Here is a 24,758-nt window from a genome sequence, read left to right on the forward strand (position 1 = left end):
CGCGGGGGTCGACCGACCGACGCGCGGACCGCAGGCCGCAAGGGCCTGACTGGGGGGAGAGGCGGGGCATGAGAGTCAGCGTTTTCGGGCTCGGCTACGTGGGCTGTGTGTCGGCCGCGTGCCTGGCCAGCATGGGGCACGAGGTCATCGGGGTGGACGTGAACCAGGTGAAGGTCGACCTGGTCAACGACGGCAAGGCCCCGGTGGTCGAGGAGCGGATCGGCGAGCTCATCGCCGAGGTCGTGCGGACCGGAGCGCTCCGCGCCACCGGTGATGTCCGCGAGGCGATCATGGACAGCGAGATATCACTGGTCTGCGTGGGCACGCCGTCGGAGCCCAACGGCAGCCTGTGCACCACGTACTTGGAGCGGGTCACCGAACAGATCGGCGCCGCGCTCGCCGAGCGGGGCGGGCGCCAGACCGTCGTGTTCCGTAGCACCATGCTCCCGGGCACCTGCCTGAACCTGCTGGTGCCGATCCTGGAGAAGAACGTCGGCGGCACGGCCGGGGTCGACTTCGGGGTCGCGGTCAACCCGGAGTTCCTGCGCGAGGGCACGAGCGTGCAGGACTTCTTCGACCCGCCGAAGACCGTCATCGGCGAATTCGACCCGGCGAGCGGCGACGCGGTGGCGGCGCTCTACGACGGCCTGCCCAACGAGGTGTTCCGGGTGCCGATCCCGACCGCCGAGGCCATCAAGTACGCGGACAACGCGTTCCACGGCCTCAAGATCGGCTTCGCGAACGAGCTGGGCTCGGTGTGCCAGGCACTCGGGGTGGACTCGCACCAGGTGATGGACGTCTTCCTGGCCGACCGCAAGCTGAACATCAGCCCCGCCTACCTGCGGCCCGGCTTCGCCTTCGGCGGCTCCTGCCTGCCCAAGGACCTGCGCAGTCTGGTCCACGCGGCGCAGCGGGCCGACGTCTCGGTGCCCATCCTCTCCCACGTGCTGGCCTCCAACTCCGACCATCTGCAACGCGCGGTGGACCTGGTCGAGCGCACCGGCAAGCGCCGGGTGGGCCTGTTCGGGCTGTCCTTCAAACCCGGCACCGACGACCTCAGGGAGAGCCCGCTCGTCGAGCTGGCGGAGCGACTCTTCGGCAAGGGCTACGACCTCAAGATCTACGACGCCAACGTGAGCCTCTCCCGGCTGCTCGGCGCGAACCGCGAGTACATCGAGAGCCGCCTGCCGCATCTCGCGCAACTGCTCGCCGACTCCGTCGACGAGGTGCTGGAGCACGCCGAGGTGTGCCTGGTCGGGACCAAGGATCCGGCCGTGCTGTCGGCGCTGCCCCACACGGGCGGACCGGCGATCGTCGACCTCATCCACCTTCCCGACGCCGAGACGCGCCGGAACGAACCGGGGTACATGGGCCTTGCTTGGTGACGCAATCAGCCGCGACGGGACGAACCGGCGCGCGCTGATCCTGGTGGAGAACCTTTCGGTGCCGTTCGACCGGCGGGTGTGGCAGGAGTGCACCACCCTGCGCGACGCGGGCTGGGAAGTGCACGTCATCTGCCCCCAGGGGGAGAAACGGGACACGGAACCGGAAGCGGTGATCGACGGGGTGCGGATCCACCGCTACCCGTTGCGCGCGGCCACCGGAGGGCCGGCCGGCTACCTGCGGGAGTACGGAACGGCGCTCTGGCACACGCTCCGGCTGGCCCGCAAGGTCGGCCCCGTCGACGTGGTCCACGCCTGCAACCCGCCCGACCTGCTGTTCCTGCCCGCACTGTGGATGAAGCGGCGCGGCGCCCGGTTCGTCTTCGACCAGCACGACCTGGTACCCGAGCTGTACCTCTCCCGGTTCGACCGCGGCGAGGACCTGCTCTACCGCGCCGTGTGCGCGCTGGAGCGGCGGACCTACCGGGCCGCGGACATCGTGCTCGCCACGAACGAGAGCTACAAGGACGTCGCGCTGCGCCGCGGCGGCAAGCGGCCGGAGGACGTCTTCGTGGTGCGCAGCGCGCCCGCGACCGACCGGTTCCAACCGGTGCCGCCGGAGCCGGAGTTGAAGCGCGGCAAGCCCCATCTGCTGTGCTACCTCGGCGTCATGGGCCCGCAGGACGGCGTCGACTACGCCTTGCGGGCCCTCGCGAAGCTGCGCGACGAGCTCGGCCGGACCGACTGGCACGCGGTCTTCGTCGGAGCCGGCGACGCCTTCGACGCGATGGTCGAACTGTCCCGGCAACTCGGTCTCTCCGAACAGGTGCAGTTCACCGGACGCATCCCGGACGAGGACCTGGTGCGCTACCTGTGCACCGCGGACGTGTGCCTCTCCCCCGACCCGTGCAATCCGCTCAACGACGTGTCGACCATGAACAAGGTCCTGGAGTACATGGCGATGGGCCGGCCGATCGTCTCGTTCGACCTCCGGGAGGCGCGCGTCTCCGCCGGTGACGCCGCCGTCTACGCGCCCGACGACGACGAGGCCCAGTTCGCCAAGCTCATCGCGCTGCTCCTCGACGATCCGCAGAAGCGGGCCCGGATGGGCAGGACCGGCCAGGAGCGGATCAGCGGACCGCTGTCCTGGGAGAACTCGCAAGCGTCACTGCTCGCCGCCTATGCCGCCGCCTGCCGGGACCAAGCCCCGGTGTCCGCGGATGGGCCGGTCCGTACGGGGAAGAGGCCGCACCATTGAATGACGACACGATCCGCCTGGTCACGATCGGACGGATTCTCCGTCGGCGGTGGCGGCTCCTCGCCGTCCTCGCCGTAGCGGGCGCGCTCTTCGGCTACGGCACCTCGGTGCTGCTGCTTCCGCCGCGCTACACGGCAGAGGCATCGGTGCTGCTGCCGGGCCAGTGGGAAGAGCGCGAACTGCTGACCCAGGTGGACATCGCCACCAGTTCGGCAGTGGTCGACCGCGCGGCCGCCGCGCTGCACTGGACCGACGTCAATGGCACCGAGCTGCAGAAAGACGTGAGTGCCAAGGCGGACGACGGGAACATCATCAAGGTCTCCGGTACGGCCGACACCCCGGAGCGCGCGCAGCGGCTCTCCGACCAGCTGGCCCAGCAGTTCGTCACCTTCGCCACCCGTATCGCGGGCGGCAGCACCGACGCCGCGGCGGACACGGCGACAGAGGCGCTGCGCAAGCAGGTGGCCGAGACCAACCGCCGTATCACCGATCTGGCCGACTCGGCGGATCCGGGGCAGACCGTGGAGGGCGTGCAGGCCCGCACCGAGCTGGAGGGTCTGCGCACCGGGCTGCAGGACGCCATGAAGAAGCTGGAGGAGGCCAACCCGGCGAGCGCCAAGGCCAGCATGGTCGTCATGGGGCCGGCCCCCCGGCCGACCGGAGCGGCGGCGCCGACGAGGATGCAACTGACCGTCGGCGGGGCGCTGTTGTTCCTCCTGCTCGCGGTCATCGGCCATCTCGCCGCCGCACGGGTGAGCCGTCGGCTGCGCGCCGAACCGGAGATCGCCGCGGCGCTCGGCTCGCCGTTCCTCGGCACCGTCGACGTGCCCGGCGAACGGCACGGGCACCGACCCGAGAGCCACGGCTCGCGGGCCCGGCTCCGCCGCCTTCTCGGCATCGACACCCCGTGGGACACACCGGCCCCGCAGCGGTCCGGCGACGAGGCCGAGCGGCGGCTCCGCTACCGGCGGGTGTGCGCCCGCCTCCGGGACCAACTGCCCGCCCCCCGGCGGCTGCTGGTCGTCGTACCGGAAGGCGACGAGGTCGCCCGGCTGGCCGCCGGACAGCTCGTCGCCGAGTCCTCCGGTGACCCGCGGCTGCGGGTGGTGGAGGTCTCGGTGGACCGGCCGATCGTGCCGGACCGCGACACCGAGTCCGGTGCCCTCGCCGTCATCGGCGCCGGGAGCTGGACCGCCGGGGAACTCGCCGGCATCGCCGAGGCGTGCGCGGACGGCGGCCACGAGCTCGTCGGCGTCGTCGTCGCCGGCACGGTCCGCACCCGACCGACGGAAACCGCCGACCGACTGTCCGACGACGCCACTTTGACGTTCGCGGTACACGGCCACGCGACAGGAGATCCAGCGTGACGACGAGCACGACTTCGGAGTCGTCGGCCGCCACCCCGCTCCTCGACCTCCAGGCGCTGGTGGTCGCGGTGCGCAGACGCCGCCGGCTGTGGGGCGCCATGGCGCTCCTCGGGATGCTGGCCGGCGCGGCCGTGGCGGTCCTGCTGCCGCCCGCCCCGGCCGCCGTGACCAAGGTGCTGGTCGCGCACCAGGAGGACCAGCCGAACGACACCGGAACGCTGATCCGCACCGACGCCCAGCTGCTGGCGACCACACGGATCGCCGACCAGGCCCTGCGGATCCTCAAGTCCCCGGAAAAACCCGAGGACTTCATGAAGGACTACCGGGGCACCGGACTGACCAACAACGTCCTCCAGATCGATGTGACGGGCAAAACCGACACGGAAGCGGTGGCCCGGGCCAAGGCACTGGCCGAGGCGTTCGTCGCGGACCACGCCAAGCGCATCCAGGACATCGCCAACGCAAACGCCCAGGGCCTGCTCGACCAGCGGGACCGCATGGAGACGGAGCTCGCCGACGTCAACAAGTCGATCGGCGGCCGGTCGCCCGACTCCGACCCCACGGACGCGGCGAACCTGGAGTCGCTCTTCGCCCGGCGGGCCGAACTCACCTCACAGATCTCCGACTTCGGCCAGCGCGCCGAGGAGGCCCGCGTCGGCGCGCCCCAGCTCGTCGCCGGCACCCAGATCGTGGACGCCCCGCGCGCGGTGCGGAACTCGCTGCCCAAGGCCCTCGTCACCGACGGCGTGATCGGCCTTGTCCTCGGGCTCTTCCTCGGGCTCGCGCTGGCCGCGGTCGGCGTCGTGGTCGCGGACCGCCCGGTGCTGCGCCGAGACATCGCGGCGAACCTCGGCGCCTCGGTCATCGCCGAACTGCCGCGCCGCTCCGGCAGGTTGTGGCAGCGCCGGCGAACCCGGGTGGCACGCGAACGGCTCGCCACCACGCTGGCCCGCACCTCGCGCGGCTCGGCCGAGCCGCTGTCGCTGCTGGAACTCGGCTGCGCGCGCAGCACGGCCGTGATCGCCCTCGGTCTCGCCCGGGCCCTGGGGGAGGACGGGCCGGTGACCGTCGTCGACGGTCTCCCCGGCACGCACCTCTCCGGCCGCCGCCCGAAACCGGGGGACCCCACCGTGGTCGGCGCCGAGAAGGCCGCCACCGTGCCCCCGCAGGAGCAGTGGATCGGCGTCGGCTCGGTGGCGCCCGGCACGGCGTGGACCGACCTCCAGCACCTCGGCTCCCGGACCGTGCTGGTCGTGCGTGCCGGACACGGCAGCGCCGCTTGGCTGCACACCGTGGCCCGGCAGCTCGCGGACCAGCACATCCCGGTGATCGGTGTGGTGCTGATCGACCCCGATCCGCGCGACCGGACCGACGGCACGCTGTGGGACGGGCTGGCCAACGCGCTGCGCGGCCACAGCGAGCGGCCGACCTGGCAGAACGGTGGGGGTACCGCCCACACCGCTCAGGCAGTGGGGGAGGGCCGACGGCTCACGGAACGGCAGCCGATACGGGCCGCACGGGTCCCGGACAACGACCAGGAGGTGCGGTAGACGTGTGTGGCATCGCGGGCACGTACCGGTGGCCGGACGGAAAGGCCGTCACCGACCGGCTCACCGACACCCTCGCCCACCGCGGCCCGGACGGCTCGGGCCGCTACGGCCACCCCCTGGGTGACGGCGAAGTGCAGCTCGGGCACCGTCGGTTGTCCATCATCGACCTGTCCGAGACCGGCGCCCAGCCGATGGTCTCGGACGGCCTCGCCCTGACGTACAACGGCGAGCTGTACAACGCGCCCGAACTCCGCGCCGAGTTGGAGGCCAGCGGGGTGCGCTTTCGCGGTACCTCCGACACCGAGGTGCTCCTGGAGGCCTGGCGGCGCTGGGGCACGGACTGCCTGCCCCGGCTGCGCGGCATGTTCGCGTTCGGCGTCTTCGACGAGCGGACCGGTGAACTGGTGCTCGCCCGCGACCAGTTGGGCATCAAGCCGCTGTTCCTGCTCCGGCGCGGCCAGGGCCTGATGTTCGCCTCCGAGCTCAAGGCGCTCGCCGCCGCGACCGGCAAGTCCCTGGAGGTGGACCAGGCGGCGCTGGTGGCGTCCCTCCTCTACTACTGGGTGCCGGACTCGCGCTGCGCGTTCCGCGAGGCGGAGAAGCTCCCGCCGGGGAGCTGGCTGCGCTGCCGGCCCGACGGTCGGGTGGAGCGCGGCAGCTTCTGGAACCTGAAGGACGTCGCCGCCGAGGGCCGGGACCGCGCGCTGGCCGGTGAGCGGCCGGACCTCGACGCCGTCGTCGAGGAGTCGACCCGGCGCCACCTGCTCTCCGACGTACCCGTGGCGACCTTCCTCTCCGGCGGCCTCGACTCCAGCTATCTGACCGCGCTGGCGGCCCGCCACCAGCCCGGGATCTCCGCCTACACCATCGGATTCCGCGCCGAGGACGCCAAGTTCGAGGCGATGCCGGACGACCTGCGCTACGCCCGGCAGGTCGCCGAGCAGTTCGGTGTCGACCTGCACGAGATCGAGATCGCCCCGAACGTGCTCGACCTGCTGCCGCAGATGACGTACAGCCTGGACGAGCCGATCGGCGACCCCGCCGCGATCAACACGTACCTGATCTGCATGGCCGCCCGGGAGGCCGGGGTCAAGGTGATGCTCTCGGGGATGGGCGCGGACGAGCTGTTCGCGGGGTACCGCAAGCACTACGCCAACCTGCTCGCGCTGCGCTACCAGCGCGTCCCGCGACCCCTGCGGCGCGGGGTGTCCGGGGTCGTGGACCGGCTGCCGGTCGCCTCGGCCCGGCGCGGCTACCGGTCGGTGCGGTTCGCGAAGCGGTTCCTCTCCTTCGCCGAGCTGCCCGAGGAGACCGCGTTCCGGCGCAGCTACACCATGTACGACAAACCGGAGCTGCTCGCCCTGATCGATCCGGATCTGGCCGGGACGGTCGACGACGTGCTGACCGAACACGCCGACGTCTACCAGGACAACGACCTCGACGACTTCGTCAACCGCATGTGCCTGACCGATGCCCGGATGTTCCTGCCGGGCCTCAACCTCGCCTACACGGACCGCTCGAGCATGGCAGCGTCGACCGAGGTGCGGGTGCCGTACGTGGACGTCGAGGTGGTCAAGGCGGCGTTCGCCGTGCCCGGCGATCGCAAGATCGTCGGACGGCAGGGCAAGGCCGCCCTCAAGGAAGCGGCCACCTCGATCCTGCCCCGGGAGATCGTGTACCGGCCCAAGGGCCTGTTCAGCGCCCCGCTGCGCGCCTGGATGAGCCGGGACCTGGCACCGCTGGTGCGCGAGGTGGTCAACGACGGCGTGCTCGTCAACTCCGGGCTCCTGCGCCGCGACGCGCTGGCGCGCATGGTCGCCGAGGACGCCGCCGGACAGGCGGACTACTCCAAGCATCTGTGGCACGTACTGACCCTCGAGTACTGGTATCGCGACGCGACCTCTGGCTCCGCCCAGAGCGCTCGGACGACGGCTTAGAAAACAGGAGTTCTGGTGAAGCAGGTTGTACAGAACTACAAGAGCGGCGAGCTGGCGGTGCTCGACGTTCCGGTACCGGGGTGCAAGCCGGGCGGTGTGCTGGTGCGCAGCGCCTACTCGCTGATATCCACCGGCACCGAGCTCATGAAGGTCTCCGAGGCCGGCATGTCGATGCTGGGCAAGGCCCGCTCGCGGCCGGACCAGGTGGCCAAGGTCATGCAGAGCGTGGCCACCAACGGGGTGCCCGCCACCTACCGCAAGGTGATGGGCAAGCTGGACTCCTACACGCCGCTGGGCTACTCGCTGTGCGGGGTGGTCGAGCAGGTCGGCGCCGGGATCGACGACGTGAAGGTCGGCGATCTCGTGGCCTGCGCGGGCAACGAGCACGCGTTGCACGCCGAGTTGAACTGGGTGCCGAAGAACCTCTACGCCCCGGTCCCCGAAGGCCTCGCGCCGCAGCACGCGGCCTTCGGCACCGTCGGCTCGATCGCGATGCAGGGCGTCCGCCAGGGCGAGCCGCAGCTCGGCGAGGTGGCACTGGTCATCGGCCTCGGCCTCGTCGGGCAACTCGTGGTGCAGCTCCTCATCGCCGCCGGAGTCCGCGTGGTCGGCGCCGACCCGGACCCGACGCGCTGCGAACTCGCCGAGCGCCTCGGCGCCGCGGCCTGCGGCGACCCCGCGTCCCCGGCCGTGGAAGCAGCCGTCGCCGAACTCACCGACGGCCACGGCGTGGACCAGGTGTTCCTGGCCGCTGGCGGCGGCAGCAACCAGCCCGTCGAGCTGGCCGCCCGGCTCGCACGGGACCGCGGCCGGGTCGTCGACATCGGCAAGTGCCGCCTGGACCTGCCCTGGAACGCGTACTACGAGAAGGAACTCGACGTCCGCTTCTCGCGCTCCTACGGCCCCGGGCGCTACGACCCGTCGTACGAGCTGGAGGGCCGCGACTACCCGATCGGCTACGTGCGCTGGACCGAGCGCCGCAACCTGGCGTGCTTCCTCGATCTCCTCGCCCGCGGCAGGGTCGACGTGGAGCCCCTGGTCTCCCACATCGCCGACTTCGACGACGCGGTGGAGACCTACCAGAGCCTGAAGGACGGCGACCTCAAAGCCGTGGCCGTGCTGTTCCGCTACCCCGAACAGGCGGCGGAACAAGGGGAGTCGGCGGCCCCGGAGGTGTCCGTGCCCGAGGTGCGACGCACCGGCACGACCGTCGCCCCGGCCCGGTCCGTCAAGACGCCGGTGCGGCTCGCTTTCGTAGGCGCGGGAAACTACGCGACGTCGATGCTGCTGCCGCACCTGGCCCAGCGCGAGGGCGTCGAGCTGTCGACCGTCGTCACCACGACGGCGCTGTCCGCGGCCAACGCGCAGCGGAAGTTCGGCTTCGCCCAGGCGACCACCGACCTCGACGCCGTGCTCGGCGACAAGTCCATCGACGCGGTGTTCGTGGTCACCCGGCACAGCTCGCACGCCGAACTGACCCGGCAGGCACTGCTGGCCGGCAAGACGGTGTTCGTGGAGAAGCCCCTGGCCCTCACCGAGGACGAGCTGGCCGGAGTGCTCGCGGCGGTGGAGGAGTCCGGCAACGACCGCCTCCAGGTGGGCTTCAACCGCCGGTTCGCGCCGCTGCTCCAGGAGGCCAAGGAGCGGTTCGGCGCCCGGACCGGTCCGGCGAGCCTGCGCTACCTCGTCAACGCGGGCAAGCTCCAGCACGGCAGCTGGTACCTCCAACAGGGCGCCGAGGGCTCGCGGTTCGCCGGTGAGGGCGGCCACTTCATCGACACGGCGAGCTGGCTCCTCGACGCCGACCCGGTCTCGGTGTACGCGACAGCCGCGCCCGGCAACGAGGACCTCCAGGTCGTCCTGCGCTACCCGGACGGGTCCACCGCCACCATCAGCTACGTCACCACCGGTGCACCCGGCTTCCCCAAGGAGACGCTGGACCTGGTCGCGGACGGCAAGGTGCTGCGGCTCGACGACTTCGTCAAGGCCTCGGTGTACGGGAGTAAGAAGTGGGTCAGCTCGCGGCTGCCCAAGGCCCGGGACAAGGGCCAGAACGCCGAACTGGCCGCGTTCATCAAGGCGGTTCGGACCGGCGGACCGATGCCGGTGCCGCTGGAGTCGCTGGTCGCCACCACGGCGGCCACCCTCGCCGTACAGACCGGCCTGGCCGGCTACGCGCCGGTGACGCTGGCGAGGACGCCATGAGCATGAGCGCGGGCTGGTACCTGCGGCGGCTGTCCCGGATGGGACCGCGCGAGGTCGCGGGCCGGGCGGGCGACACCGTGCGCAGACGGCGTTGGCGGTCGGCGCCGCCCGTCTGTCCGGCCGTCACCGGCGCCCGGTTCACCGCCGTCCTGCCCGCGGGCACGGTCGCCGACGTGCCGCCGGACGCCGTGAAACGGCTCGTCGCCGAGGCGGACCAACTGATGGCCGGGCACGCCGAGTTCTTCGGGGTGGTCCGCGACGACCTCATCGACCCGGACTGGTCCTACGACCCGAAGACCGGGCGCCGGGCCCCGTCGGGCTACGCCTTCGACGTGCCGTACCGCGACGAGGACGTGGCCGGGGACATCAAGCAGATCTGGGAGCCGTCGCGGCACCAGCACCTCACCGTGCTCGCCGCCGCCTACGCGGTCACCGGCGACGAGCGGTACGCCGAGCGCGTCGCCGCCCATCTGCGGTCGTGGTGGGCGGCCAACCCGCCGCTGGAAGGCGTGCATTGGATCAGCGGCATCGAGCTGGGCATCCGGCTGCTGTCCTGGGTGTGGGTCCGTCGGCTGCTCGACGGCTGGCCGGGCGCGGCCGAGCTGTTCGAGGACAACCCGGTCGCGCTGAACCAGATCTGGCACCACCAGCGCTGGCTGGCCGCCTTCCCCAGCCGGGGCTCCTCGGCGAACAACCACGTCATCGCGGAGACCGCCGGGCAGTCCGCCGCGGCCTGCGCGTTCAACTGGTTCCCCTCGTCGGCGCGTTGGCGATCGGACGCGCTGCGCTCGCTGGAGCGGGAGCTGCGTGCCAACACCTTCGACTCCGGCCTCAACCGCGAGCTGGCCACCGAGTACCACGGTCTCGTGCTGGAACTCGGCCTGGCCGCGCTGGCCGAGGCCGATGCCGCCGATGTGCCGGTGCCCGAGTCGCTCCGGCTGGTGCTGCTGCGGATGACCGACGCCCTGGCGGCCGTAGTGGACAACCGGCTGCGACCGCCCCGCCAGGGGGACGCGGACGACGGATACGGCCTGATCCTGGACGGCGAGGGCACCGACCGCTGGGGCTCGCTCCTGGCAACGGGCGACGCCGTGTTCGGCCGCCTCGACTGGTGGCCGACGGTGACCGGTACCGACGTGCGCACCCCGCTGCTGGCCGCGCTCGTCCGGCCGTACCCGAAGGACGGAACCGCCCGCCCGGCGACCAGGCCCGCCCACTTCGCCGACGCGGGGCTCACCGTGCTGCGCGGTCCTGAGGAGATCTGGTGCCGCTGCGACGGCGGTCCGCACGGCTTCCTGTCCATCGCCGCGCACGCCCACGCCGACGCGCTGTCCGTGGAGGTCCGGCACGACGGGGTCGACGTGCTCGCCGACCCGGGGACGTACTGCTACCACGGGCAGCCCGCATGGCGGCAGTACTTCCGCTCGACCCTCGGCCACAACACCCTCCAGCTGGACGGCGGTGACCAGTCCGTCTCCGGCGGCCCGTTCCTGTGGACCCGGCACGCCCGCAGCCGCGTCCTGGTCGTGGACAACTCCGGTGCGGGGGTGGCCCGTTGGGCCGCCGAGCACGACGGCTATCAGGGCTCGGTGCACCGCCGCCGGGTGGAGCTGACGGCCGAGAGCCAGGAGCTGAGGATCGTCGACGAGGTCAGCGGCCGACACAGCCCGCGCCGGGACGTGCGGTTGGCGTTCCACCTCGGCCCGGCCATCACCGCGGACCTCGTGGGACACCGGGCCGTGCTCACCTGGACCCGCGACGGCGAGGACCGCTCCGCGGTGCTCGACCTGCCCGGGCAGCTGTCCTGGCAGGCGCATCGCGGCGAGACGGACCCGCCGCTGGGCTGGTACTCCGCCGGATTCGGGCGCAAGGAACCCACCACCACGCTGATCGGCAGCGGCTTCGCCGACGGCGCGGGCGCGTTCACCACCGTGCTCGGGTTCCGCGGCCAGGGGGGCGCGTGAGGATCAACAGGCGGCCCTGGGCGCTGGCGGTGGCACCGCTGGCGCTGGCCCTGCTGACGGCGACCGGCTGCGACAGCACGTCGAGCGCCCCGGCCACGACGAAGCCGACCGCCGCGCCGTCCACATCCACGTCCGCCGCCCGGTCCGTGGCCCGGGTGTGCGCCAACCCCGCCGCCGGACCGGCGAAGGCACCGGCGGGCGCGGTGACCGTGGACCCCAAGGTGGTCGGCGACCTGGCGGCGAAGACCAAGAAGAGCCCCCCGAACACCACGTTCTGGCTCAAGCCGGGCACGCACCGACTCGAGAAGGACCGCTACGCCCAGGTCATCCCGAAGAAGGGGGACCACTACATCGGCGCGCCGGGCGCGGTGCTCGACGGCCGGAAGGTCAACCAGTACGCCTTCACCGGCAACGCCGCCGATGTCACCATCCGCTATCTGACCGTGCAGGGATTCGTCGCGCCGCAGGACGAGGGCGTGGTCAACCACGACTCGGCCGACGGATGGGTGATCGAGGACGCGACGATCCAGAAGAACTCCGGCGCCGGACTGATGGCCGGTGCCCGCCAGCAGGTCCGTGCCGACTGCCTGCGCGACAACGGCCAGTACGGCATGAACGCCTACAAGGGCAACGGCCGTATCACCGGCCTGGTGGTCGAGGGCAACGAGATCACGGGCAACAACACCGGTGACTGGGAGCGGCGCAAGGAGGGGTGCGGCTGCACCGGAGGCATCAAGTTCTGGGAGGTCGACGGCGCCGACATCAGCGGGAACTGGGTGCACGACAACCGCGGCGCCGGGTTGTGGGCGGACACCAACAACAACGACTTCCGCATCGAGAACAACGTGATCGAGGCCAACGACGGTGCCGCGCTGATCTACGAGACCAGCTACAACGCGGTCATCCGGGACAACACGATCCGGCGGAACAACTGGGTCGAGGGCCGCAAGGCGGCCGACGGCGGCGACAACTTCCCGTACGCGACCGTCTACCTGTCCGAGTCCGGCGGCGAACCAAGGGTCAAGGCCCGCACCGACAAGATCGAGATCTACCGGAACGTGCTGGAGGACAACTGGTCCGGGATCACCCTGTGGGAGAACGCCGACCGGTTCTGCAACAGCCCGGCCAACACCTCGTCCGGTGACTGCACGCTGCTGGTGAAGAAGACGAGCAGTTGCGTGCGACCGGCGATCGCCAAGGCACCCCTCTACTCCGACTGCCGGTGGAAGACCCAGCGGGTGGACATCCACGACAACCGCTTCGTGCTCGACGAGTCCGTCGTCAAGTGCACGGAGATGTGCGACCGCATGGCCGTGCTGTCCAACTACGGCACCTATCCGGACTGGTCGCCGTACAAGGGCGAGCAGGTGGCCGACGCCATCACCGAGAAGCAGCACAACCGCTGGCACGACAACGTCTACGTCGGACCGTGGAAGTTCGACGCCGAGGACCAGAGCCGGGTGCTCGACTTCGGGCAGTGGCAGGCGGCGCCGTACCAGCAGGACAAGGGCAGCACCCTCGACCTTCAGGCCGGTGGTTGAGATGGGGGAGAACCTGACGCGCGGACCGGACACGGTCGGAACGGAGCCGGGCGCCGCACCGCGCCCGGCCGGCACACCGAAGACCGTCGGCATCGTGTGGGGACTGCTGGTCCTCAACACGCTCGGCTCCGCCGGGGCGAAGACCATCGTCCCGCTGCCCCGCTCCCTCATCCAGATGGTCACGATGGGCTCGCTGGTCGCCGCGTTCGCGCTGGCGCTCGTGGTCAACCAGCGGGTGCGCATCAGGGCCAGCGCCTATGTACTGCTGCTCTCCCTGCTGCTGGTGTCCAGCGTGATCTCCAGCGCGAGCCTGGAGTCCGGGATGGGCGCGCTGTTCCGCTGCTTCCGGCTGACCCTCTTCGTCGGCACCCTGTGGCTGCTCAGCCGCTGGTGGGACGGCAGCCTCACGTTCGTCCGCTACCACATCCGGGCCTACTTCGCGGTCCTCGGCTCGGTGGCCCTCGGCCTGCTCGTCTCCCCGGGCAAGGCCCTGCCCGGCCTCTACGGCGGACGCCTCGTCGGCGCGCTGTGGCCGCTCACCCCGCCGCAGATCGGGCAGTACGCGGCGGTGATCATCGGGCTCACCGCGCTGCTCGTCATCGGCAGGCGGACCGACCGGACCAGCGCCGTGCTGGTCATCGTGCCGTCGTTGGTGCTGCTCGCGCTGACCCACACCCGGACGGCCACGCTCGGCCTGCTTCTCGGGCTGGCGCTGGCGATCGGCTCGCTCATCCTGACCAGTGCCGCGGCCCGCCGCTTCTTCACCTGGGCGGTGCTGATCTCCACGGTGGCCGCGGTCGGCTTCGCCTCCGCGCTCCAGACCTGGTTCCTGCGCGGACAGAGCCAGGAGAACTTCTCCAGTCTCACCGGCCGGGCCAAGGTCTGGAACGCCCTGCTGGCCGAGCCCCGGTCCGCCGCGCAGCAGGCGTTCGGCGTGGGCCTGGGCGACAAGTCCTTCGGCGGGCTGCCGATCGACAACAGCTGGCTGGCCGTCTACAACGAGCAGGGTCTGATCGGCGTGACCCTCGTCGCGTTGATCATCGCCGTGCTGGGCGGCGTCGCGCTGCTGCGCCCGCCGTCATTGCAGCGGGCCTGCGCGATCTTCCTGATCAGCTACTGCGCGATCGCCTCCTACACCGAGGCCGGTCTGGGCGACGCCTCGCCGTATCTGCTCCATCTGGCCCTGGCCGCCTCGCTGTTGGCGGTCCCCGCCCGGGCCGTTCCGCTCGCGCTGCCCGAAGCTCCTCGACGGCACGTCCCGCGCTGGGCCCGTAGATCGGAGGCGAAGTGAGCATGCACGTTCTCGTGGTGCACAACCGCTACAACTCGGCGCAGCCGAGCGGGGAGAACAAGGTCGTCGACCAGGAGGTGGAGCTGCTGCGCGCGGCCGGCCACCGGGTCGAGATGTTCGAGCGGCGCAGCGACGACATCGGCGCCCGCTCTCTCCTCGGCAAGGTCGCGATACCGCTCCTGGTGCCGTGGAACCCGGCCGTACGTACGGAACTCGCCGCCAAGCTGCGCGCCGAGCGGCCTGACGTGGTGCACGTCCACAACGTCTTCCCGCTCCTGTCTCCCGCCGTGCTCGCCGCCTGCGCCGACGCCGATGTGCCCGCCGTCGCCACGCTGCACAACTACACCCAGGTCTGCCCGCCCGGCACGCTCCAGCGGGACGGCCGGCCGTGCACCGAGTGCGTCGGCTCGACGCCGCTGCCCGCCGTCCGGCACGGCTGCTACCGCGACTCCCGCCTGGCGACCGTGCCGCTCGCGGTCAGCCTGTCGGTCAACCGGCGGCGCTGGTGGTCCGGCGTGGAGCGGTTCCTCTGCATCTCCGCGGCGCAGCGTGACGTCCTGGTGCGGTCCGGCATGCCGGCCGAACGGCTGGCGGTGAAGCACAACTTCGTGCCGGAGCCGGGCAGTCGCCGCACGGGTGACGGCGAGCACGTGCTGTATCTCGGCCGGCTCGCGGAGGCCAAGGGTGTGCGGCTGCTCATGACCGCGTGGGACGAGATCGCGGCGGGCGGTGGTCTGGGCGTACCGCTCGTGATCGCCGGCACCGGGCCGCTGGAGCCGGAGGTGACCGCCTGGGCCGCGGGCCGCGACGACGTGCGCTACGTCGGCCTGCTGGACACGGCGGAGTGCCGGAAGGCCATCGCGCGGTCGGTCGCCGTGGTGGCGCCCTCGACGTGGCTGGAGGCGTTCGGCCTGGTGGTCGTGGAGGCGATGGCGGCCGGGGTGCCGACCGTCGCCGCGGGCCACGGCGCCTTCGTCGAACTCGTCGAGGACGGCGTCACCGGGCTGCTGCACCGGCCGGGCGAGCCCGCCTCGCTCGCGTCCCGCATACGCCGGATCGCGGCCGACCCGGCCCGCAACCGGGAGATGGGGCAGGCGGCCCGGCGCCGCTACGAGCAGGGATTCAGCCCGGCCGTCGGCCTGGAGCGCCTGCTGGAGGAGTACCGCACCGCGATCGCGGGTCGGTCAGCACTGGCTCGCGGTGGGGACACCCACGCGAGCAGGGGGGATGGGGACAGCAGATGACACGATGCCGACTCTGCGGCTCGGAAGCGACGACGAGCGTCGTCGATCTAGGGGCGACACCACCATGTGAGAGCTTTCTCGCCGCGGACCAACTGGACCGGCCGGAGCAGACGTACCCGCTGAACCTGCGGGTCTGCACCGACTGCTGGCTCGCGCAGATCCCGCCGCTGATCACGCCGGAGGAGACGTTCAAGGAGTACGCGTACTTCTCCTCGTTCTCGACCTCCTGGGTGGAGCACGCGCGCACGTACGTCGCCGATGCCGTACAGCGCCTCGCGCTCGGTCCCGACGCCTTCGTGGTCGAGGTCGCGAGCAACGACGGGTACCTGCTGAGACATGTGGTGGACCGGGGGATCCGCTGCCTCGGCGTCGAACCGTCGGTGAACGTCGGTGCCGCGGCGCGGGAGGCGGGGGTGCCCACGCACACGGCGTTCCTGAGCCCCGACACCGGCTCGGCCGTCCGCGCCGAGCACGGCCCGGCGGACCTGGTCGTGGCCAACAACGTGTACGCGCACATCCCCGACGTCGTCGGGTTCACCCAGGGGCTGCGCGCGCTGGTCGCCGACGACGGCTGGGTCTCCATCGAGGTGCAGCACCTGCTGACCCTGATCGAGGAGAACCAGTACGACACGATCTACCACGAGCACTTCCAGTACTACACGGTCGCCTCCGCGATCCGGGCCCTCGCGAGCGGCGGACTCGCCCTCGTGGACGTCGAGTTGCTGCCCACGCACGGCGGCTCCATCCGGCTGTGGGCCCGGCCGGCCGAGGTGGCGGGGGAGCCGTCGCAGCGGGTGGCCGACGTGCTGGCCCGGGAGAAGGCCGCCGGGTTGCAGGAGCTGTCGGGGTACACCGAGTTCTCCGCCCGGGTGGCCAAGGTGCGCCGGGATCTGCTGCGGTTCCTCATCGAGGCGGCCGAGCGCGGCGAGACGGTCGTCGGCTACGGCGCCCCGGGCAAGGGCAACACCCTGCTCAACCACTGCGGCATCCGGCCCGACCTGCTCGCGTACACGGTGGACCGCAATCCGTACAAGCACGGCAGGTTCACTCCGGGCACCCGTATCCCGATCCTGCCGCCCGAGCAGATAGCCGCCGACAAACCGGACTACGTCCTCGTCCTCCCGTGGAACCTGCGGGCCGAGCTGGTCGAGCAGTTGTCGTTCGTGCACGAGTGGGGCGGCCGACTGGTCTTCCCGATCCCGGAACTGAGCATTGTCGAGGGCGTCTTGAAGGAGGTAACAGCATGAAGGTCGTCCTGTTCTGCGGCGGTTACGGGATGCGCATGCGCAACGGAACCTCCGACGACGTGCCCAAGCCGATGGCGATGGTCGGGCCGCGCCCGCTGATCTGGCATGTCATGCGCTACTACGCGCACTTCGGGCACAAGGAGTTCATCCTGTGCCTCGGCTACGGGGCGCACCACATCAAGGACTTCTTCCTCAACTACGAGGAGACGGCGTCCAACGACTTCGTCCTGCGGGGCGGGCGCACCGAGTTGCTGTCCACCGACATCGCCGACTGGACGATCACGTTCGCGCAGACCGGCATCGAGTCACCGATCGGGGAGCGGCTGCGCAGGGTGCGGCACCACCTGGACGGCGACGAGATGTTCCTCGCCAACTACGCCGACGTGCTCACCGACGCCCCGCTGCCCGAGATGATCGACCGGTTCGCCCAGCGTGACGCCGGGGCGTCGATGATGGTCGTACCGCCGCAATCCTCGTTCCACTGCGTGGAGTTGGGCGAGGACGGTCTCGTGGGCGGCATCACCGCGGTGAGCGACATGCCGCTGTGGGAGAACGGCGGCTACTTCGTGCTCCGCCAGGAGGTCTTCGACCACATACCGGAGAACGGGGACCTGGTCGCCGACGGATGTGCCCAACTGGCCAAGCGCGGACGGCTGGTGGCGCACCAGCACCGCGGTTTCTGGAAGCCGACCGACACCGTGAAGGAGCGGGCCGCGCTCGACGAGGCCTATACGCGGGGCGACCGTCCGTGGGCCGTGTGGGAGCGGGACAGCGCGGGGGTGCGTGCGTGATCAGGCTCGGAGCCGGCCGGCTCGACCGGATCGTCGTCGTGGGCGCCCACTGCGACGACATCGCCATCGGCGCCGGTGGCACCCTGCTGACGCTGTGCCAGGCCCGACCGGGCATCCGGGTCGATGCGCTGGTGCTCTCCGGCGGCGGGAGCGAGCGCGAGCAGGAGGAGCAGGCCGCGCTCGCCGCCTTCTGCCCGGGCGCCGACCTGCGACTGACCGTGCACAAGCTGCCGGACGGCCGGCTGCCCACGCACTGGGACGAGGCCAAGGCCGCGGTCGAGGAACTGCGCGGGCGGACCGACCCGGATCTGATCCTGGCCCCGCGCACCGATGACGCGCACCAGGACCACCGCGGCCTGGCCCAGCTGATACCCACCGCGTTCCGCGACCACCTCGTGCTCGGCTACGAGATCGTCAAGTGGGACGGCGATCTCGGCCGCATGGCGGCGTACCAGCCGCTGTCGCCGGAGACCGCCGAACAGAAGGTGCGGCTGCTGCAGGAGCACTACCCCTCGCAGCGACACCGGCCCTGGTACGACCGGGAGGCCTTCCTGGGCCTGGCCCGGATCCGCGGTATCGAATGCCACGAGCGATACGCCGAGGCGTTCGCCGTCACCAAACTCACGCTCAACCTGGGGGGTTGAACAACCTTGCGCGTACTACTGACCGGACACCAGGGCTATCTGGGCACCGTCATGGCCCCGATCCTCACCGCCGCCGGACACGAGGTCGTCGGCCTCGACTCCGGCCTGTTCGCCGACTCCGTCCTCGGCCCGCAGCCCGCCGACCCGCCCGGGGTAAGGGTGGACCTGCGCGACATCACCGCCGAGCACGTGGCCGGAGTCGACGCCGTGATCCACCTGGCCGCCCTCTCCAACGACCCGCTGGGATCGCTGGCGCCGGAACTCACCTACGACATCAACCACCACGCGTCCGTACGGCTGGCCCGACTGGCCCGCGACGCCGGAGTGCGGCGCTTCCTGTACGCGTCGACCTGCTCCGTCTACGGCGCCTCCGGCGGCGACGGCCTGGTGACCGAGGACGCCCCGCTGCGCCCCGTGACGCCGTACGCGGAGTCGAAGGTGCGGGTCGAGGACGACGTGCACGCGCTGGCCGACGGCGACTTCACCCCGGTGTTCATGCGCAACGCCACCGCCTTCGGTTACTCGCCCCGGCTGCGCGCCGACATCGTGCTGAACAACCTGGTCGGCCACGCGCTGCTGTCCGGCGAGGTGTTGGTGCTCTCCGACGGCACCCCCTGGCGCCCGCTGGTGCACGCCGCCGACATCGCCCGCGCCTTCACGGCCGCGCTCACCGCGCCGCGCGAGGCGGTGCACGACCGGGCGTTCAACATCGGCAGCGAGATCAACAACGTCACGGTCGCCGAGATCGCCGACCAGGTCGCCGAGGCGGTGTCCGGCGCGAAGGTGGTGATCACCGGCGAGAACGGCGCCGACCCGCGCTCGTACCGGGTGGACTTCTCCCGCTTCCGCAATGCGATCCCCGGCTTCGACTGCGAGTGGACGGTGAAGCAGGGCGCGCTCGAACTCGCCGACGCCTACCGGAAGTTCGACCTGACCCGGGAGGCTTTCGAGCAGCGCTTCACCCGCCTCGCCGTGCTGCGCGCGGCGACCGAGGCCGGCACCGTCGACGACACCCTGCGGTGGCGCCGATGACCGACACGGGCGAGGAGATGTACGGGCTGGTGGAGCGGATGTACCCGCTCTGCCGGAGCATCACCGGCGACGGTGTGCGCGCAACCCTGGACATCGTCGGCGAGTACCTCCCGCTCCAGGTGCACGAGGTGCCGACCGGGACGCAGGTCCTCGACTGGACCGTTCCACAGGAGTGGAACATCCGGGACGCGTACATCGCCGACAGCACCGGCCGGCGGGTCGTCGACTTCGCCGCCTCCAGCCTGCACGTGCTCGGCTACAGCGTGCCGGTGGCGCGGACCATGCCCCTGTCCGAGCTGCGCGCGCACCTGCACACCCTGCCGGACCACCCGAACTGGGTTCCGTACCGCACCAGTTACTACAAGCCGGAGTGGGGATTCTGCCTGGCCCAGGAGACCCTGGACGCGCTGCCGGACGGCGACTACGAGGTGCGGATCGACTCCACACTCGCCGACGGCCACCTCACCTACGCCGAGCACGTGGTCCCCGGACAGGTCGCCGACGAGGTGATCGTCTCCTGCCACACCTGCCACCCGTCGCTGGCCAACGACAACCTGGCCGGCATCGCGGTGGCGACGTTCCTGGCCCGCGCGCTGGCGGAGCAAACGCCGTACTACACCTACCGGTTCATCTATGCGCCCGGCACCATCGGGGCGATCACCTGGCTTGCGCGCAACGCGGAGCGGGTGGACCGGGTCAAGCACGGGCTGGTGCTGGCCTGCGCAGGCGACTCGGGTCAACTGACGTACAAACAAAGCCGACGCGGTGACGCGGAGATCGACCGGGTGCTGCGGCACGTGCTGGCCGCGTCCGAACGCCCGCACCAGGTCAACGAGTTCACCCCGTACGGCTACGACGAGCGGCAGTACTGCTCGCCCGGCTTCAACCTGGGCGTGGGCTCGCTCACCCGGACCCCGTACGCGGGCTACCCCGAGTACCACACCTCGGCGGACAACCTGGACTACGTCTCCCCGACGGCGATGGCGGACACCCTCGCCGTCTGCCGCGAGGCGTTCGCCGTTCTCGACCGCAACCGGCGGTACCTCAACCTCAGCCCCTACGGCGAACCACAGCTGGGCCGACGCGGGTTGTACGACGCGCTCGGTGGCCGCAGCGACACCAAGCAGGCCCAGATGGCCATGCTCTGGGTGCTCAACCTCTCCGACGGCGACCACAGTCTGCTCGACGTCGCCGAGCGGTCCGGGCTGCCCTTCGACACCGTCGCCGACGCGGCCGGCGCGCTGCACGAGGCCGGACTGATCAAGACATGACGCCGATGACCACCGACGGGGAGAGTCCTCGGACGACGGCGAGACCGGCCCGGTCCGCCAAGCGGGCCCTCGTCGGCCGGCTCTCCTGGGGACTGGCCGACCAGGCGGCCTCCAGCATCAGCAACTTCGCGGTGGGCATCTACGTCGCCCGCTCGCTGGGCGTGACCGCGTTCGGCGTGTTCAGCCTCGCCTGGGTGACCTACGGCGTGGTGCTCAACGTCTCCCGCGGCCTGGCCACCGACCCGCTCGTGGTGCGCTTCAGCGGGGTGCCGGAGCCGTCCTGGCGCGGGGCGGTGGCCCGCTCGACGGGTACCGCGCTCTGCGTCGGCACGGCCCTCGGCGTGCTGTGTCTGGCGGCCGGGCTCGGCCTCGGCGGCCGGGTCGGGCCCGCGTTCGCCGCCCTCGGTCTGATGATGCCGGGGCTGCTGCTCCAGGACGCCTGGCGGTTCTCGTTCTTCGCCGCCGGCGACGGGCGGAAGGCCTTCGTCAACGACATCGTGTGGGGCATCGCGCTCATCCCCGCCATGGTGGTGGCGGCCCATGTCGGCACCGTGGCCGCCTTCGTACTCGCCTGGGGCGCGTCCGCCACGGTGGCGGCGGGCTACGGCTGCGTCCAGTCCGGCATCCGGCCCCGGACGGCACAGGCCCGCGCATGGCTGCGCGAACAGCGTGATCTCGGCTACCGGTACCTGGTCGAGAACGTCAGCCTCAGCGGCGCGAGCCAGCTCCGGGCGTACGGCCTCGGCGCGATCGTCGGAGTGAGCGCGGTGGGCGCGGTGCGCGGTGCCGAACTCCTCCTCGGCCCCTTCCTCGCCGTACTGATGGGGCTGTCCCTGGTCACCGTCCCCGAGGCGGCACGCGTGCTGCGGCAGGCCCCGCAACGACTGGGCAGGTTCTGCCTCCTCCTCGGCGGGGGACAGGCCACCGGAGCGTTGCTCTGGGGCTCGGCGCTGCTGCTGATGCCGGGCAGGCTCGGCGAGTTGGCGCTCGGCGACGTCTGGCACTCCTCCTCGCACCTCATCGTGCAGATCACCCTCAGCGTCGCGGGCGCCGGCCTCGGCACCGGCGCGGCGGCCGGACTGCGCGCACTCGGCGCGGCCCGGCGCAGCCTGAAATGCCAGCTGTTCGCCTCCGCCTGCTACGTCGGCGGCGGGCTCGGCGGCGCGGCCCTCGGCGGCACGGCCGGCTCGGCCTGGGGCGTCGCCGCCGCGACCATCAGCGGTTCGGCCGTGTGGTGGCTGCAACTGCGCTCCGCCCTGCGCGAGCGCCACCGCGATCCCATCCCCGAAGTGAGGACCTCATGACCGACCGACCGAGGCTGAGCATCGGCCTGCCCGTGTACAACGGCGAGGAGTACCTGGCCGAGTCGTTCGACGCCCTGCTCGGCCAGACCTACGAGGACTTCGAACTGGTCGTCTCCGACAACGCCTCGACCGACGGCACCGAGGACATCTGCCGCAAGTACGCGGCGCAGGACTCCCGCATCCGCTACCTCCGGCTGCCCCGCAACATCGGGGCCACCCCGAACCACAACCATGTCTTCGCCGAGTCCCGCGGCGAACTCTTCAAGTGGGCCTCGCACGACGACCTCTACGGCCGCGACCTGCTGACGCGCTGCATAGAAGCACTGGACGAGCGGCCGGACGTCATCCTCGCCCACACCGACCAGGCGGTCATCGACGGCGACGGCCAGGTGACGGTGCCCTACGACTACACGCTCGCCACCGACTCCCCGCACGCACCGGACCGCTTCCGCAGTCTGCTGTTCGAGCCGGGCGGCGACGACTTCTACGGAGTCATCCGGGCCGACGTACTGCGCCGGGTGAAGCCGATGGACAGCTACCACCACGCGGACCGCACCTTCGTCGCTGAGATCACCCTGCACGGACGCTTCCACCAGGTCCCGGAACTGCTGTACTTCCGCCGCGACCACCCCACCCGCGCCGAACGCGCGAACCCCTCCAAGCGCGCCCGCTGCGTCAACCTGGACCCGCGCCGGGCAGGCCTGCTCCACCCGACGCCCCGACTGCTCGCCGAGTACGTCTGGGGCTTCGCCTCGTCGATCCGGCGGGCGCCGCTCTCCCCGGCCGACCGGCGCGCCTGCTACCGCCACCTGGCTTCCTGGATGACCAGCCGGGTCCGGCCGGGCGCCGGCGAGCGCGTCGAGGACCGCGCCCCGGTCGACCCGGCCCAGCTCACGGTCTCCGTCGACGCCCTCGTCGCCGGCCGCGAGGGGAGGCGCGCATGACGTCAGCGCCCGAACGGCCGGTGCGCGTCGGGGTGTTCGGCCTGCTCGGCTCCGGCAACCTCGGCAACGACGGGTCGCTCGAAGCCGTCCTCGGATACCTCCGCGCCGACCACCCGGACGCGGTCGTGGACGCCCTGTGCGGCGGACCCGAGGCCGTGACGGCCCGGTTCGGCATCCCCGCCACCCGGATGCACTGGAACCGCGCCGAGTACCGGACCGCGTCCCGCCTGGGCTCGATCGCGTCCAAGGGCCTGGGCAAGTTCGTCGACATCTTCCGCACCGCCGCCTGGGTGCGGAAGCACGACGTGGTGATCGTGCCGGGCATGGGCGTCCTGGAGGCCACCCTGCCGCTACGGCCGTGGGGCTTCCCGTACTCCCTGTTCCTGCTCTGCGCGAGCGGCCGGCTGATGCGCACCCGGATCGCGCTGGTCAGCGTCGGCGCCGCCGAGATCCGCAACCGGCCCACCCGCGCCCTGGTCCGCTGGTCGGGGCGGCTGGCCGCCTACCGGTCCTACCGGGACGCCCAATCCAGGGACGCGATGCGGGCGATGGGCGTGGACACCGCGCGCGACGAGGTCTACCCGGACCTCGCGTTCTCCCTGCCGGCACCGCCCGCGAGCACACCCTCGGACGTGCCGGGCACGGTCTGCGTCGGCGTCATGGACTTCCACGGCGGCAACGACGACCGCGCCCGGGCCGACGAGATATACCGGCGCTACCTCGACGGGACGATCCGGTTCGTCCGCACGCTGGTCGAGGAGGGGAGGCCGGTCCGGCTGCTCACCGGCGACCGGTGCGACGCCACCGTGGTCGCCGCGATCCTCGACGCGGTCGGCTCACCCCTGGTCACCGCGGCCGAACCGACCTCCCTGGACGACCTGATGAACGAGATGGTCGCCGCCGACACCGTGGTCGCGGTCCGCTACCACAACCTGATCTGCGCGCTGAAGACCGGAACGCCGGTGCTCGCCCTCAGCTACGCGGCGAAGAGCGACGCGCTCATGGACCGGATGGGCCTCGGCGCGTACTGCCACCCGGCGCGCGAGGTCGACGCCGACCGGTTGCTGGAGCAATTCCGGGCGCTGGAGAAGCGATCGGCCGAGCTGCGGGGGACCCTCGCCGAGCGGAACCTGGCCGCCGCCCGCCAACTGCGGGACCAGTTCGACTCGTTGACCGCGGCCGTGTTCCCCGCGACCGACCACACCCATGCTCACGCCCGCCAGGAGTCTCCATGAAAGCGACCGAAGTCCCGGAGATCGCCGGTGCGTTCCTCTTCGAGCCGACGCCGTACGCCGACGAACGCGGCTTCTTCTGCCGCACCTTCGACGCCGACGTGGTCCGCTCGGTGGGCCTCGACCCGGACGCCTTCGTCCAGGACAGCCTGTCCCGCTCGGTCCGGGGCGTGGTGCGCGGCCTGCACCTGCGATCCGGCGCGGGCGAGGCCAAGTTGGTGCGGTGCTCGTACGGGCGGGTCTTCGACGTCGTCGTGGACCTGCGGCCGGATTCCCCGACCTACCGCCATTGGGTTTCCTTTGAACTCACAGGAGAATCACAGCCAACTCTTTACATTCCCGCGGGATGCGCGCACGGTTTTCAGGCATTGACCGACACCGCAGACACCTCGTACCGGATCGACCGCCCGCACGATCCGACCGAGGACGTCACCATCGCCTTCGACGACCCGGAGCTCGCCATTCCCTGGCCGCTGCCGGTTGCACTGATGTCCCAACGGGACCGAGAGGCGCCGAGCCTCGCCGAGGTCCTGAAGCACAGAGAAAGATGAGGT

Annotated in this window: 19 protein-coding genes; all 19 read left to right on the top strand. The window is 71.4% G+C overall.

From position 1 onward, the window contains the following. The first annotated feature begins 68 nt into the window (after window positions 1-68). From OG588_RS43090 to rfbC, 19 genes are read left to right on the top strand one after another with little or no spacing between them, the layout of a single operon-like run. On the top strand, window positions 69-1,385 hold the full coding sequence (locus tag OG588_RS43090; RefSeq protein ID WP_405951995.1) for a nucleotide sugar dehydrogenase: 1,317 nt from the start codon (window positions 69-71) through the stop codon (window positions 1,383-1,385). Continuing rightward, on the top strand, window positions 1,375-2,640 hold the full coding sequence (locus OG588_RS43095) for a glycosyltransferase family 4 protein (RefSeq protein ID WP_405951996.1): 1,266 nt from the start codon (window positions 1,375-1,377) through the stop codon (window positions 2,638-2,640). Before OG588_RS43090 ends, OG588_RS43095 begins: the two co-directional genes overlap by 11 nt. Then, complete coding sequence (locus OG588_RS43100; protein ID WP_405951997.1) at window positions 2,637-4,007, top strand: Wzz/FepE/Etk N-terminal domain-containing protein; 1,371 nt, start codon at window positions 2,637-2,639, stop codon at window positions 4,005-4,007. The genes OG588_RS43095 and OG588_RS43100 overlap by 4 nt, the downstream gene beginning before the upstream one ends. After that, window positions 4,004-5,557, top strand: coding sequence for a Wzz/FepE/Etk N-terminal domain-containing protein (locus tag OG588_RS43105; RefSeq protein WP_405951998.1), 1,554 nt, complete (start codon window positions 4,004-4,006; stop codon window positions 5,555-5,557). Before OG588_RS43100 ends, OG588_RS43105 begins: the two co-directional genes overlap by 4 nt. A 2-nt stretch (window positions 5,558-5,559) precedes the next feature. Continuing rightward, window positions 5,560-7,494, top strand: a complete 1,935-nt coding sequence (gene asnB, locus OG588_RS43110; protein WP_405951999.1) for an asparagine synthase (glutamine-hydrolyzing) — start codon at window positions 5,560-5,562, stop codon at window positions 7,492-7,494. A 15-nt stretch (window positions 7,495-7,509) separates the two neighbouring features. Continuing rightward, on the top strand, window positions 7,510-9,699 hold the full coding sequence (locus tag OG588_RS43115) for a bi-domain-containing oxidoreductase (RefSeq protein WP_405952000.1): 2,190 nt from the start codon (window positions 7,510-7,512) through the stop codon (window positions 9,697-9,699). Beyond that, on the top strand, window positions 9,696-11,663 hold the full coding sequence (locus OG588_RS43120) for an alginate lyase family protein (protein ID WP_405952001.1): 1,968 nt from the start codon (window positions 9,696-9,698) through the stop codon (window positions 11,661-11,663). The genes OG588_RS43115 and OG588_RS43120 overlap by 4 nt, the downstream gene beginning before the upstream one ends. After that, on the top strand, window positions 11,660-13,204 hold the full coding sequence (locus tag OG588_RS43125; protein WP_405952002.1) for a right-handed parallel beta-helix repeat-containing protein: 1,545 nt from the start codon (window positions 11,660-11,662) through the stop codon (window positions 13,202-13,204). The genes OG588_RS43120 and OG588_RS43125 overlap by 4 nt, the downstream gene beginning before the upstream one ends. A gap of 1 nt (window position 13,205) precedes the next feature. After that, entirely contained in the window at window positions 13,206-14,495 is a 1,290-nt protein-coding gene (locus OG588_RS43130; protein WP_405952003.1) for an O-antigen ligase domain-containing protein, read from the top strand. A gap of 2 nt (window positions 14,496-14,497) precedes the next feature. Then, the gene (locus OG588_RS43135) at window positions 14,498-15,739 is read left to right on the top strand and encodes a glycosyltransferase (RefSeq protein WP_405953358.1); all 1,242 of its coding nucleotides are present in this window, start codon (window positions 14,498-14,500) and stop codon (window positions 15,737-15,739) included. Further along, window positions 15,736-16,986 carry a methyltransferase domain-containing protein gene (locus OG588_RS43140; RefSeq protein WP_405952004.1) on the top strand — a complete coding sequence of 417 codons (1,251 nt, stop codon included), beginning with the start codon at window positions 15,736-15,738 and terminating at the stop codon, window positions 16,984-16,986. The genes OG588_RS43135 and OG588_RS43140 overlap by 4 nt, the downstream gene beginning before the upstream one ends. Continuing rightward, window positions 16,983-17,777: a sugar phosphate nucleotidyltransferase gene (locus OG588_RS43145; RefSeq protein ID WP_366096253.1), complete on the top strand. Its 795-nt coding sequence runs from the start codon at window positions 16,983-16,985 to the stop codon at window positions 17,775-17,777. Before OG588_RS43140 ends, OG588_RS43145 begins: the two co-directional genes overlap by 4 nt. Further along, window positions 17,774-18,421: a PIG-L deacetylase family protein gene (locus OG588_RS43150; RefSeq protein ID WP_405952005.1), complete on the top strand. Its 648-nt coding sequence runs from the start codon at window positions 17,774-17,776 to the stop codon at window positions 18,419-18,421. The genes OG588_RS43145 and OG588_RS43150 overlap by 4 nt, the downstream gene beginning before the upstream one ends. A 6-nt stretch (window positions 18,422-18,427) precedes the next feature. Then, window positions 18,428-19,453: an NAD-dependent epimerase/dehydratase family protein gene (locus tag OG588_RS43155; protein ID WP_405952006.1), complete on the top strand. Its 1,026-nt coding sequence runs from the start codon at window positions 18,428-18,430 to the stop codon at window positions 19,451-19,453. Further along, window positions 19,441-20,724: a DUF4910 domain-containing protein gene (locus OG588_RS43160; protein ID WP_405952007.1), complete on the top strand. Its 1,284-nt coding sequence runs from the start codon at window positions 19,441-19,443 to the stop codon at window positions 20,722-20,724. The genes OG588_RS43155 and OG588_RS43160 overlap by 13 nt, the downstream gene beginning before the upstream one ends. Beyond that, a complete protein-coding gene (locus OG588_RS43165; protein WP_405952008.1) occupies window positions 20,721-22,028 on the top strand; it encodes a hypothetical protein in 1,308 nt (435 codons plus the stop codon). Before OG588_RS43160 ends, OG588_RS43165 begins: the two co-directional genes overlap by 4 nt. Further along, complete coding sequence (locus OG588_RS43170; RefSeq protein WP_405952009.1) at window positions 22,025-22,972, top strand: glycosyltransferase family 2 protein; 948 nt, start codon at window positions 22,025-22,027, stop codon at window positions 22,970-22,972. Before OG588_RS43165 ends, OG588_RS43170 begins: the two co-directional genes overlap by 4 nt. Beyond that, entirely contained in the window at window positions 22,969-24,207 is a 1,239-nt protein-coding gene (locus OG588_RS43175; protein ID WP_405952010.1) for a polysaccharide pyruvyl transferase family protein, read from the top strand. Before OG588_RS43170 ends, OG588_RS43175 begins: the two co-directional genes overlap by 4 nt. Further along, a complete protein-coding gene (rfbC, locus tag OG588_RS43180) occupies window positions 24,204-24,755 on the top strand; it encodes a dTDP-4-dehydrorhamnose 3,5-epimerase (RefSeq protein ID WP_405952011.1) in 552 nt (183 codons plus the stop codon). Before OG588_RS43175 ends, rfbC begins: the two co-directional genes overlap by 4 nt. Window positions 24,756-24,758 lie beyond the last annotated feature (3 nt).

This window comes from Streptomyces prunicolor (genome assembly GCF_045162825.1).
Lineage (GTDB): Bacteria > Actinomycetota > Actinomycetes > Streptomycetales > Streptomycetaceae > Streptomyces > Streptomyces prunicolor.

Coding starts and splice junctions, on each gene's coding strand:
- OG588_RS43090 (WP_405951995.1), top strand. CDS start 69: ATGAGAGTCAGCGTTTTCGGGCTCGGCTACGTGGGCTGTGTGTCGGCC.
- OG588_RS43120 (WP_405952001.1), top strand. CDS start 9,696: ATGAGCATGAGCGCGGGCTGGTACCTGCGGCGGCTGTCCCGGATGGGA.
- OG588_RS43130 (WP_405952003.1), top strand. CDS start 13,206: ATGGGGGAGAACCTGACGCGCGGACCGGACACGGTCGGAACGGAGCCG.
- OG588_RS43135 (WP_405953358.1), top strand. CDS start 14,498: ATGCACGTTCTCGTGGTGCACAACCGCTACAACTCGGCGCAGCCGAGC.
- OG588_RS43140 (WP_405952004.1), top strand. CDS start 15,736: ATGACACGATGCCGACTCTGCGGCTCGGAAGCGACGACGAGCGTCGTC.
- OG588_RS43145 (WP_366096253.1), top strand. CDS start 16,983: ATGAAGGTCGTCCTGTTCTGCGGCGGTTACGGGATGCGCATGCGCAAC.
- OG588_RS43165 (WP_405952008.1), top strand. CDS start 20,721: ATGACGCCGATGACCACCGACGGGGAGAGTCCTCGGACGACGGCGAGA.
- OG588_RS43170 (WP_405952009.1), top strand. CDS start 22,025: ATGACCGACCGACCGAGGCTGAGCATCGGCCTGCCCGTGTACAACGGC.
- OG588_RS43175 (WP_405952010.1), top strand. CDS start 22,969: ATGACGTCAGCGCCCGAACGGCCGGTGCGCGTCGGGGTGTTCGGCCTG.
- rfbC (WP_405952011.1), top strand. CDS start 24,204: ATGAAAGCGACCGAAGTCCCGGAGATCGCCGGTGCGTTCCTCTTCGAG.